The sequence below is a fragment of the Halosimplex amylolyticum genome (assembly GCF_051414035.1).
Lineage (GTDB): Archaea > Halobacteriota > Halobacteria > Halobacteriales > Haloarculaceae > Halosimplex > Halosimplex amylolyticum.
The window spans coordinates 49,788-60,209 of the sequence record NZ_JBLKNW010000015.1 but is presented as its reverse complement, the minus strand read 5'-3'; the positions used below and the strand labels follow the sequence as shown (position 1 = coordinate 60,209).

Genomic DNA, 10,422 nt, shown 5'->3' with positions numbered 1-10,422 from the left:
GCGAGCGCGATTCACTGAATCCGAGCGAAGCGAGGATTCAGCCTTTTTCACCCATGTTTTTCGAGGAGTGGTGCCCGCAGCGAGCGGAGCGAGCGAGGACACCCGACGATGAAAAAGATAGCTGTACTGAGCATCCGCGCCGAGCGAAGCGAGGCGCGGTTCACCGCTCGCGCTCCGCGCGAGCGGCCTTTTTCACCCATGTTTTTGGCTGGGGGGTCGCGAGCACCGCGAGCGACCCCCCAGCGAAAAAGATGGTTCGTAAGGCTTGTTAGCCGTCGTCGCCCGACTTCTGGCAATGAGCCACGCCTCGTCGCCGGTCCGTCGCGTCGCGGACTGGGACTTCGATCAGCTGTCGGCGCTCGCGGCCGAGCACGACACGCCACTGTACGTCGTCGACCTCGACCGCGTCGCGGCGAACTACGAGCGGTTCTCGGCGGCGTTCCCGGACGCCCACGTCATGTACGCCGCGAAGGCCCACACCGGCCGGGCGGTGCTGGAAACGCTCCTCGACGCCGGTGCTGACATCGAATGCGCGGCGCGGGGAGAACTCCAGCGGGCCATCGAGGCGGGCGCCGAGCCCGACACGCTGCAGTACACGGCGGTCAACCCGCCGGACGCGGACCTGGACTACGCGGCGGAACTGGGCGCCGAACATCCTGGGCTGACCGTCACCGGCGGCGCTCGCGACACGTTCGACCGGCTGGAAGCGCGGGGATACGACGGCCGCGTCGCCATCCGGGTCAACCCCGGTATCGGCACCGGCCACCACGAGAAGGTCGCGACCGGGAAGGACGCGAAGTTCGGGATCCCCTACGACGAGGTGGTCGATCTCGCGGCGGAGCTTCGCGAGCGGTTCGACCTCGTCGGCCTGCACGCGCACGTGGGGAGCGGCGTCCTGCACGACGACCTGGACGACCACTGCCGGGCCATCGCGAAGGTTGCCGACCTCGCGCGGGACGTGGTCGCCGAGACCGGCGTCGACCTGGAGTTCGTCGACTTCGGCGGCGGGTTCGGCGTCCCGTACCGCGAGGACGAGGTGCCGCTGGACATGCCGACGGTCGGGGAGAAGGTCCGCGGCGCCGTCGGGGAACTGGACGCACGGATCAAGCTCGAACCCGGCCGCTACGTCGTCGCCGACGCCGAGGTGATCGTGACCGCGGTCAACACGGTCAAGGAGACGCCCGAGGCGACCGTGGTGGGCGTCGACGCCTCGCTGGCGACGCTCATCCGGCCGGCCATGTTCGATTCGTACCACCCGATCGCGAACGTCACGGCCCCCGACCGGGAGCCGGAGTCGGTGTCCGTCGGCGGGCCGTGCTGCACGAGCGCGGACGTGTTCTGCACGGACCGACCGATCGCGCGACCAGAGCGCGAAGACCTGCTCGCCATCGGCAACGCGGGCGCCTACGGCTACGAACTCGCCAGCCAGTTCCACTCCCAGCCTCGGCCCGCGGAAGTCGCCATCGAGGGCGACGAGACGCGGGTCGTCCGTCGGCGGGAGTCGATGGACGACGTGACGCGAGTGGAGCGTGAGGCGCGAGCGGAGAGAGGGCCCCGAGAGGGCGAGCGGGAAGCGTCCGGGACCGAAGCGGGTGGTCGACAGCGATGACCTTCGACGCGCTGGACTTTCACGAGCGCGCCGTGCGGACGGAATCGCACGAGTCCGTGGACGAGATGCGGGAGTTGCTCGTCGAGACGCTCGACGCGGCCGGTGCCGACCCGGTCGTCGACGAGGCGGGCAACACGCTCGCGACGCGGACGGCGAACGGGTTCGAGTCCGGGGACGCAGCCCTCGGGAGCGACGACGGCGACGCGGGTGACGACGCTGACGCGGGTGCCGACGCAGACGCAGGTGCCGACACAGACGCGGACGAGACGCACCTCGTCCTGAACACGCACATCGACACCGTCCCTCCACACGTCCCCTTCGCGGAGCGCGAGGGCGGCGAGGTCGTCGAGGGTCGGGGCGCCTGCGACGCGAAGGGGCCGCTCGCGGCGCTGGTCGACGCGTTCCTGACCGCCGGCGTGCGGGCGGACGGCAGCCGACTGACCCTCGCGATCACGCCGGACGAGGAGACGGTCCAGACCGGTGCGGCCCATCTCGCGGGGCGGCTCGACGCCGACGGGTTCGTCGTCGGCGAACCCACGGGACTGGACGTCTGCAACGCCGCTCGCGGCCAGTACGAGGGGTCGATCACGATCACCGGGTCGGCCGCTCACGCGGCCACGCCGGAGAGCGGCGCGAACGCGATCCGGGCCGTCGCGCCGATCCTGCAGGCGATGGAGACGTACGACCAGGAGCTGGGTCCGGCCGAGCACGAGTCGCTCGGCCGCCCGACGCTCACGCCGACCGTCGTCGAGGGCGGCGAGGCGTCCAACCAGGTGCCCGAGGAGTGCGTGCTCACGTTCGACCGGCGGCCGGTCCCGCCGGAGACGCCCGAGACGTTCCGGGACGGGTTGCAAGAGCACCTCTCCCAGTGGGTCCCGACCGGGATGGACCTCCAGGTGGCGCTCTCACCGCGGGAGACCCCGTTCCTGACGGCGTTTGCGACGGACGAAGCGGACCCGCTCGTCGAGTCGCTCGCAACGGCCAGCGGCGGCGAGGTGCGACCGTTCGGCGCCGCGACGGAGGCCTCGTACTTCGCGGAACACGCGCCGACGGTCGTCTTCGGGCCCGGTGACCTGGCGGACGAGGAGGGCGCGATCGCCCACAGCGAGCGCGAATACGTCCGACGTGAGGACGTCCGGGCGGCCGCGCGGGCGGTCCGCGACGCTGTCGACGCGCTGCTGTAGGAGTTCGATTCGCCGTAGGCCTGAATCTCAGTCGCTATTCGACCAGCGGGAGGACGATGCCGAACACGAGCGGCGAGAACAGGCCGAGCAGGATGCCGAGCACTTCCATATCGAAAAACAGCGTCTGTTCCCAGCCCGGGATACCGCCGAAGACCGCCGTTCCGACGAGTTCGCCTCCGGCGCCGAGGACGAACAGCGCGATCCCGAGGAGGAACCCCGTCTTCGCGAGCGACGGGTAATCGGTGGACACGTATTGCGTCATGCCTCTCGATGTCGCGCGCCGGTACAAAAATCTCCCGCGTCGCACCGTCACAGACTCTCACGAAAACCATATGTGCTGGAGTCGCATATCGGGTCCCTATGCGAGAACTCCTCTTCGGACCGCTCGCCGAGGCGCTCGGCGTGGTCTTCTACGTCGTGGTCGCGGGGGTGCTGACTGTCGTCGGCGCACTCACCGAACAAGCGAGCCTGCACAACCTCACTGCGGGACAGACGACGCTCGGCCTCTGGGAGGCCGTGTTCGGCGCCGTCCTCATCTACGCCGGGCTCAACGTCGCCTACCACATCGTGTTACCGCGAGTCCGCACCGAGGCCGCGGCCTGAGCCGGCCGGAGACCGCGAACTGCCCGATCTACCCCAGGTACGACATCGCATCCTCGTCACTGACCTGGTTGAAATTTCTGAAGTGAGCACCGACGGCGCGGAAGTTCCGCGGCCGATCCACCGCGACGACCTCGTCGGCGAGCGCTTCGAGTTCGTCGAGCGTGTCCGGCGGACCGACGGGGACGGCGACCACCAGCGAAGCGGGGTCGTCCTCGCGGACCAGTCGGAGGCAGGCTCGCATCGTCGCGCCCGTGGCGACGCCGTCGTCGACGACGACCACTCGCTTCCCGGTGAAGTCCGGCCGCCCTCCCTCGCGGTACGTACTGGCCTTTTCGGCGGCGACCGCTCGTTCGTTCTCTCGCTCGGCCGCCAGGTACTCCTCCGGAACGGACACGCGTTCGAGCACCTCGTCGTTGAGCCAGACGGCGCCGTCCTCGGCGACGGCACCGATCGCGTACTCGGGGTTGCGCGGTGCGCCGATCTTCGACGCGACGACCACGTCGAGGGGCGCTCCGAGGCGGTCGGCGACCGCGCGACCGAGCGGCAATCCCCCCCGTGGGATAGCGACCACGATGTCCGCCTCGATCCCCCTCGACTCGAGCAGGTCGGCGAGTTGCTCGCCCGCGTCCGTTCGGTCGCGGAACATACGTGTGGGTACGCGTCACACGGGCAAATGTCTGTGGGCCGAGACGGAGCGCGGGTTCACTCCCGGACGTCGTCGACCAGTTCGCTCGCCACGCCGGTGTAGCCCGCGGGGGTCAGCGCGTGGAGTTGCGCGCGCACGTCCTCGCTCACGTCGAGGTCGTCGATCATCGCCGAGAAGTCGTCCATCGACACGTCGCGCCCGCGGGTCGCCTTCTTCACGTGTTCGTAGGCGTCGTCGAACCCTTCCCGCCGGAGGATCGTCTGGACGGCCTCGCCCACGATCTCCGGCGTCGATTCGAGGTCGTCGGCCATCACCTGCTCGTTCGGGACGACCTTGCCGAGGCCGTTTTGCAGTTTCGAGTAGCCGATGAGGCAGTGGGCGAGCGCGGCCCCGACGTTGCGCTTGACCGTCGAGTCGGACAGATCGCGCTGGAGACGTGACTTCGTGACGTAGTCGGCGAGGAAGGTCAGGTCGGAGTTGGCCTTCGAGAGGTTGCCCTCGCTGTTCTCGAAGTCGATGGGGTTGACCTTGTGGGGCATCGTCGACGACCCGGTCTCGCCCTCGGTGGTCTCCTGACCGAGGTAGCGGTCGGAGACGTAGAGCCACACGTCCAGGTCGAGGTCGAGGAGGACGTTGTTCGCGCCGCGGAGCGCGTCGAAGACCGCCGCGAGGTCGTCGCAGGGGTTGACCTGCGTCGTGACCGGCTCGTGGTCCAGCCCCAGGTTGCGGACGAACGACCGGGAGAACGCGCGCCAGTCCACGTCGGGGTAGGCCGCTTCGTGAGCGGCGTAGGTACCCGATGCGCCCGCCAGTTTGCCCGCGATCTCGTCTGTCGCGCGCTCGATCCGGCCGAGCGCACGGCCCAGCCGCGAGGCGTACACCGCGAGTTCCTTGCCGAAGGTCGTGGGCGTCGCGGGCTGGCCGTGGGTGCGCGCGAGCATCGGCAGATCGCGGTACTCGCGGGCCATCTCGATCAGGGCGTCGCGCACCTCTCTGAGTTCCGGGACGAGCACCTCCTCGACGGCGGGCTTGACGAGCAGGCGGTGGGCGAGGTTGTTCACGTCCTCGCTGGTGAGGGCGAAGTGGATCCACTGGGCGGCGTCCAGACCATCCGGCAAGTGTTCGCGGACGAAGTACTCGATCGCCTTCACGTCGTGGTTCGTGGCGGGGTACTCCCCGTAGCCCTCGGTCTCGATCTGCTTGACGAGGGCGGCGTCGTCCCCGTCGAAGCCCTCGTAGACCGCCCGGAGTTCCTCGCGGTCGGCCCGGTCGATCGTCAGCGGCGTCTGCGGGAGGTCGGCGAGAGCGACCAGGTACTCGATCTCCACGCGCGTTCGAGCCCGCATCAGCGCCTGTTCACTGGCGTAGGGAACCAGCGGTTCGGTGTAGCGTGCGTAGCGCCCGTCCAGCGGCGAGACGGCCTCCAGCGGCGAACGGTCGGTCATGTTCGCTTCTGTGACGAGTCGGCCAAAGAGGGTGTCGGTCGGCAGTCGACGGCGGGTCCCGTCGCCCGCGAACCAGTCGGACGAGGCCGCACAGCGGATCGCGCGGCCGCCACGGCGGCCGCGCGATTGTGTCGTCCGTGTCGACTGTGTCTGCGCCTATTCGCAACTACTTTGCGCGGCGGCGACCGCCATCCACACATGAGACTCGCGGGACTCGCAAGCAATCGCGGACGGAACCTGTTGAACATCGCCGACCGCGCCCCCGGAGGCGCCGAGTTTTCGGTTATCCTGACGAACGACGCCGACGCGCCCGTCCTCGACGCGGCGGCCGAACGCGGGATCCCGACCGAAGTCGTCGAGCGCGACGACGACGAGGGCCGCCGGGCCCACGAGGAACGCGTCCTCGACGCCCTCGCCGACTACGACTTCGACCTCGTGACGCTCGACGGCTACATGCGACTGCTGTCGGACACGTTCCTCGACGACGCCCCGACGACGCTCAACGTCCACCCGTCGCTGCTCCCGTCGTTCCCCGGCATGGACGCCTGGGGCGACGCGCTCGACTACGGCGCGAAGGTCGTGGGGTGTACCGTCCACGTCGTCACCAACGCCATCGACGCGGACGGCGAGATCATCGAGGAGGAGGTCGACGGCGGCCCCGTCGTCACCCAGGAACCGATCCCCGTCTACGAGGGCGACGACGACGAGGACCTCAAAGACCGCGTCCTCTACGAGGGCGAGTTCAGAGCGTACCCGCGCGCAGTGAAGTGGTTCGCCGAGGACCGCGTGACCGTCGACTACGAGGCTAACACGGTCTCGGTCGCCGAGGACACAGGTGGCGACCTGCCCTCGCGACTGCTCAGTTCCGAGGACCGCGCCGCGGACCTGCGCTACGGGGAGAACCCGCATCAGGACGCCGCCGTCTACGCCGACAACACCGTCGAGGAGGCCAGCGTCGTCCACGCCGACCAGCTGAACGAGGGCGCCAAGGCGCTCAGCTACAACAACTACAACGACGCCGACGGGGCCCTGAACCTGATCAAGGAGTTCGACGAGCCCGCCGCCGCCGTCATCAAGCACACCAACCCCGCGGGCTGCGCGACGGCGGACACGCTCGCCGACGCCTACGCCGACGCGCTCGCCACCGACCCCAAGAGCGCCTTCGGCGGCATCGTCGCCCTGAATCGCGAGTGCGACGAGGCGACCGCCGCCCAGATCATCGACTCGTTCAAGGAGGTCGTCGTCGCGCCCGGCTACACCGACGCGGCCCTCGAAACCCTCTTCGAGAAGGAGAATCTGCGCGTGCTCGACGTCTCCGACCAGTACGAGGTCACGGAGGCCGTCACCGAGAAGAAGCTCGTCGGCGGGCGACTCGTCCAGGAGCGAGACACCCAGTCGCTCACCGCCGACGACCTCGAGGTCGTCACCGAGCGCGAACCGACCGACGAGCAGGTCGAGGCGATGCTGTTCGCCTGGCAGACCATCAAGCACGTCAAGTCCAACGCCATCGTCTTCGCGAAGGGCACGGAGACCGTGGGCGTCGGCGCCGGCCAGGTCTCCCGCGTCGACGCGGTCGAGATCGCCGACATGAAGGCCCGGAAGGACGCCGAGGGCAAGTCCCCCGAGGGCGCCGTGATGGCCTCGGACGCCTTCTTCCCGTTCCCGGACGGCATCGAGACGGCCGCCGAGGCGGGCATCGAGGCGGTCATCCAGCCCGGCGGGTCGAAGAACGACGACATCGTCGTCGAAGCGGCCGACGAACACGACGTGGCGATGGTCATGACCGGCCAGCGCGCCTTCCGCCACGACTGACCGGCGGGACGGAGTTGCGGTCACACCGGAGCAGGCGGGCGGTTCCGCGATCGCACCATTTACGGTCTGATGGCGTGCGCGATAGGGTATGACGTACCGCGTTATTCAAGTGGGGACCGGCGGGCAGGGCGCCCGCTGGTGCGAATCGTTCCTGCCGCCACACGTCGAACAGGACCGGATCGAGGTCGTCGCCGCTGTCGACGTCGACGCATCGGCGCACGAGAACGCCGTCGAGCATCTCGACCTCGACGAGAGCGACTGTTACACCGACACCGAGACCGCCTTCGCCGAGAACGACGCGGACTTCTGTACCGTCGTGACGCCGCCGTGGACACACGAGGAGGTCGTCGACGCCGCCGTCGAGCACGACCTGGACATCCTCTCGGAGAAACCCATCGCCGACACGCTCGAAGCGTCCGTCCGCATCGCCGAGAAGGTTGACCGCGCGGGCCTGAAGATGGGCGTGACGATGAGCCACCGCTTCGACCAGGACAAGACGACCGTCCGCCGTCGCCTGCGCTCGGGCGAGCCCGGCCCGCTCGACTACCTGGTCGGGCGGTTCACCTGTAACGCTCGCACCTACGGCCGGTGGGGCGCGTTCCGCCACGAGATGGACAACCCGCTGCTCGTCGAGGGCGCGGTCCACCAGCTCGATTTCCTCGCGGACATGGCCGGCGCGAAGTGCGAGCGGCTGTACGCCGACACGTGGCTCCCCGAGTGGGCCGAGTACGAGGACGACGTGCAGGCGACGGTCCAGATGCGCTTCGAGAACGGCGTCCGCGCCACCTGGGAGGGCGCGAAGGCCAACGCGACAACCCTCAACGGCTGGCACAGCGACTACCTCCGCGCCGAGTGCCGGGACGAGACGCTCGTCCTCGACGGCCGGGAGATCACCCGCTACCCGTACGACCAGGACGAGGAGACGGTCGTCGGGACGAACGAAGTCGCTGGCGAAGCGGTCCCGCTGGACGAGCAGGAGTTCTGGGCGAACGCGTGGCTGGTCGAGCAGTTCGTCGAGTGGCTCGACACAGGCGAGCCGATGGCGACCGACGTGGAGTCGAACCTCCAGTCCGTCGCGCTCGTCGAGGCAGCCATCGAGAGCAGCGAACGCGACGAGGCCGTCGACGTGCAGGAGCTGCTCGCCGAAGCGCGCGAGAACGTCGAACTGTAAATTCCGCGGCCGATCGATCGCAGAGCGGTTCCGCCGACCGCCCGACCGTGGACCGGCCGGTGTCCTTAGGTGCGCTCGCGACGTTGGCACGCCCATGGGACTCTCCGACTGGGCGCGCGACCACCTCCTGGCGACGGTCGCGCTCTCGCTCGTCTTCGGCACGCTGACGGCGATTTCGCTGTTCGGTGTCGCCGCGTGGGCGCTCTGGGCGCTGCTCGGCCTCGGCGGCGCGTCGACGCTCGGGACGCTCCTGCCGCTCTTCCTGTTCGGGCTCGTCGTCGGCGTACCGGGGACCGCAGTCGCGCTCGTCGCAGCAGCGGTCGGGCTGGCGACGCGGGCCTCCTCGGCGGTCAGCGACCGGACGGAAGTCGTCGGCGTCCGCGTCGGCCAGGTCGCCTCCTACGTCGAGCGCGAGAGCGAACTCGCGCGGCTCGTCGGCCTCTCGGACCTGGTGGAACACTTCGACTCGCGCTCGCCCGACCGGCGCGCGGACGACCGGATCCAGCGCCTGAAAGACCGCTACGTCTCGGGTGACCTCTCGGAGTTCGAGTTCGAGGAGCGGATGCAGCGGGTCATGGACGAGGAGGGCGTCCACCGCGACCGCGTCTCCGCCATCGACGACGAACTCCGGGCCGCGGTCGACGACCAGCGCGTCGTCGAGCGGAACTGACGGCGGGGCCGGGCCGCGTCGACCACGCAGTTATTTCCGGGAGACGCCCCAACGACGTGACATGGGAAAGACGCTGCTGGGGATCGACCTCGACGAGTCGCCCGTGGGGGGTCTCGTCGAGCGTCTGCTCTCGGAGGAGGAGTTGGAGAAACTCACCGACGGCGGGCGCGATCCGCGCGACGAGAGCGGCGCGAGCGGTCGCCGCGACGCCGACGAATCGATCGACGACTTCGACGCGACCGAAGACCTCGACGCGACCGACGACGCCGGCACCGACCTCGTGGACGACGCCGTCGAATCCGACGACGGATCGGACGCGCGCATCCCGGTGGGAACCACCACTAGCGCGGACGCCGGACCCGACACGCCGAGCCCCGGCGACGAGCCGACGGGACTCACCGGTCGCGTCCCGTCGCCGGGAGACGAGGAGACGGACGACGAGGGCGGCTGGAAGGAGAAGCTCAAACCGATCCTCCTGAAGGGGAGCGTCGCGCTCGCCGTGCTCGCCGTCGTCGGGTTCCTCGCCTACCGCTACCTCGGATCGGCGAAAGACGCCGTGAGCGACAAATTCGGGAGCGACGACGAGGAGTCCACCTCGCCGGCGCCCGAAGACGTCAGCGGCGACGTCCCCGAGGCGCGACGCCGAGCGAAAGCGCCGAGTCGCGACCGGGAGGAGTACGCCGACCGTCCCCTCGACGAGACCGTCCGCCACGCCGAGGACGCGACCGGGGCCGAAGCGGACGAGGAAGGCGAGGGCGAGGACCGCGACGAGCCCGAGACCGTGGGCCGGCCGAGGGACGACTCGGACGTGGGCGCGCTCGTCGGCCTCGCGGCGCTCGCCATCGTCGCGGCGGCGGTCCGGAAGTTCGGCGAGGACCCCCCGCGGGACCCGCTGGTCGACGGACCGGCCGACGACCGCGACGATGAGTGAGGGCCCGGGGAGCGGGGCCGGTTCGAGCGAGTCACTCGGCGGCCTGGCCGAGCGCGAGGGGTGGCGCGTCGAGGGGCCGGCGGCGCGGGTTCACTACGAGGGCGAGGGAGACCGCTACAGCGTCGAATACTACGCCCCGAGCGACTGCGTGATCTACTGGAAGGTGCCGCCCGAGGGCGACGGCGAGACGGCCGTGCCGGTCGGGCGCGACACCGTGCCGACGCCGCTTCGCGAGCGGATACGGCTGGATCTGGACGCAGCGGGGATCGACCCCGGGGTCGAGCGGCGGAACCTGTAGCCGGGGCGCTCGCACCCGGTGTCCGGGGCGGGTCCGTGGCGACTGTGTCGACC

The 10,422-nt window shown here is 69.7% G+C and carries 11 protein-coding genes; 8 read left to right on the top strand and 3 right to left on the bottom strand.

Annotated elements, in window-relative coordinates; genetic code table 11:
• Positions 1-295 precede the first annotated feature (295 nt).
• Positions 296-1,609: a diaminopimelate decarboxylase gene (lysA, locus tag ACMGFE_RS25605; protein ID WP_436928108.1), complete on the top strand. Its 1,314-nt coding sequence runs from the start codon at positions 296-298 to the stop codon at positions 1,607-1,609.
• Positions 1,606-2,793 (top strand): M20 family metallopeptidase, encoded by a 1,188-nt coding sequence (locus ACMGFE_RS25600; RefSeq protein WP_436928107.1) that lies wholly within the window; start codon positions 1,606-1,608, stop codon positions 2,791-2,793. The genes lysA and ACMGFE_RS25600 overlap by 4 nt, the downstream gene beginning before the upstream one ends.
• Before the next feature lie 34 nt (positions 2,794-2,827).
• Here the strand turns inward: ACMGFE_RS25600 and ACMGFE_RS25595 are convergent, their stop codons facing one another.
• Positions 2,828-3,055: a DUF7860 family protein gene (locus ACMGFE_RS25595; protein ID WP_436928106.1), complete on the bottom strand. Its 228-nt coding sequence runs from the start codon at positions 3,053-3,055 to the stop codon at positions 2,828-2,830.
• 98 nt (positions 3,056-3,153) lie between these two features.
• Here ACMGFE_RS25595 and ACMGFE_RS25590 point away from each other — a divergent pair, with 98 nt between their 5' ends.
• Complete coding sequence (locus ACMGFE_RS25590; protein WP_436928105.1) at positions 3,154-3,396, top strand: DUF8151 family protein; 243 nt, start codon at positions 3,154-3,156, stop codon at positions 3,394-3,396.
• Positions 3,397-3,424: 28 nt separating this feature from the next.
• Here ACMGFE_RS25590 and ACMGFE_RS25585 read toward each other — a convergent pair whose 3' ends face one another.
• Both ACMGFE_RS25585 and purB read right to left on the bottom strand, forming a co-directional pair.
• Positions 3,425-4,042 (bottom strand): phosphoribosyltransferase, encoded by a 618-nt coding sequence (locus tag ACMGFE_RS25585; protein WP_436928104.1) that lies wholly within the window; start codon positions 4,040-4,042, stop codon positions 3,425-3,427.
• Positions 4,043-4,098: 56 nt separating this feature from the next.
• The gene (gene purB, locus ACMGFE_RS25580) at positions 4,099-5,487 is read right to left on the bottom strand and encodes an adenylosuccinate lyase (protein ID WP_436928103.1); all 1,389 of its coding nucleotides are present in this window, start codon (positions 5,485-5,487) and stop codon (positions 4,099-4,101) included.
• Between the two features lie 198 nt (positions 5,488-5,685).
• Between purB and purH the strand changes: the two genes are divergently transcribed.
• The 5 genes from purH (at position 5,686) to ACMGFE_RS25555 (ending at position 10,369) form a co-directional block, all read left to right on the top strand.
• Complete coding sequence (purH, locus tag ACMGFE_RS25575) at positions 5,686-7,299, top strand: bifunctional phosphoribosylaminoimidazolecarboxamide formyltransferase/IMP cyclohydrolase (RefSeq protein WP_436928102.1); 1,614 nt, start codon at positions 5,686-5,688, stop codon at positions 7,297-7,299.
• A gap of 88 nt (positions 7,300-7,387) precedes the next feature.
• Complete coding sequence (locus tag ACMGFE_RS25570) at positions 7,388-8,470, top strand: Gfo/Idh/MocA family protein (RefSeq protein WP_436928101.1); 1,083 nt, start codon at positions 7,388-7,390, stop codon at positions 8,468-8,470.
• Positions 8,471-8,564: 94 nt separating this feature from the next.
• Positions 8,565-9,140, top strand: coding sequence for an SHOCT domain-containing protein (locus ACMGFE_RS25565; RefSeq protein ID WP_436928100.1), 576 nt, complete (start codon positions 8,565-8,567; stop codon positions 9,138-9,140).
• A 61-nt stretch (positions 9,141-9,201) separates the two neighbouring features.
• Positions 9,202-10,071 (top strand): hypothetical protein, encoded by an 870-nt coding sequence (locus ACMGFE_RS25560; protein WP_436928099.1) that lies wholly within the window; start codon positions 9,202-9,204, stop codon positions 10,069-10,071.
• Positions 10,064-10,369, top strand: a complete 306-nt coding sequence (locus ACMGFE_RS25555; RefSeq protein ID WP_436928098.1) for a DUF7538 family protein — start codon at positions 10,064-10,066, stop codon at positions 10,367-10,369. Before ACMGFE_RS25560 ends, ACMGFE_RS25555 begins: the two co-directional genes overlap by 8 nt.
• The last annotated feature ends 53 nt before the right edge of the window (positions 10,370-10,422 follow it).

Excerpts from the sequence above, each read along its gene's own strand:
- ACMGFE_RS25560 (WP_436928099.1), top strand. The coding sequence starts at position 9,202 with ATGGGAAAGACGCTGCTGGGGATCGACCTCGACGAGTCGCCCGTGGGG.
- ACMGFE_RS25585 (WP_436928104.1), bottom strand. The coding sequence starts at position 4,042 with ATGTTCCGCGACCGAACGGACGCGGGCGAGCAACTCGCCGACCTGCTC.
- ACMGFE_RS25565 (WP_436928100.1), top strand. The coding sequence starts at position 8,565 with ATGGGACTCTCCGACTGGGCGCGCGACCACCTCCTGGCGACGGTCGCG.
- purH (WP_436928102.1), top strand. The coding sequence starts at position 5,686 with ATGAGACTCGCGGGACTCGCAAGCAATCGCGGACGGAACCTGTTGAAC.
- ACMGFE_RS25600 (WP_436928107.1), top strand. The coding sequence starts at position 1,606 with ATGACCTTCGACGCGCTGGACTTTCACGAGCGCGCCGTGCGGACGGAA.
- lysA (WP_436928108.1), top strand. The coding sequence starts at position 296 with ATGAGCCACGCCTCGTCGCCGGTCCGTCGCGTCGCGGACTGGGACTTC.
- ACMGFE_RS25570 (WP_436928101.1), top strand. The coding sequence starts at position 7,388 with ATGACGTACCGCGTTATTCAAGTGGGGACCGGCGGGCAGGGCGCCCGC.
- ACMGFE_RS25595 (WP_436928106.1), bottom strand. The coding sequence starts at position 3,055 with ATGACGCAATACGTGTCCACCGATTACCCGTCGCTCGCGAAGACGGGG.
- ACMGFE_RS25590 (WP_436928105.1), top strand. The coding sequence starts at position 3,154 with ATGCGAGAACTCCTCTTCGGACCGCTCGCCGAGGCGCTCGGCGTGGTC.
- ACMGFE_RS25555 (WP_436928098.1), top strand. The coding sequence starts at position 10,064 with ATGAGTGAGGGCCCGGGGAGCGGGGCCGGTTCGAGCGAGTCACTCGGC.
- purB (WP_436928103.1), bottom strand. The coding sequence starts at position 5,487 with ATGACCGACCGTTCGCCGCTGGAGGCCGTCTCGCCGCTGGACGGGCGC.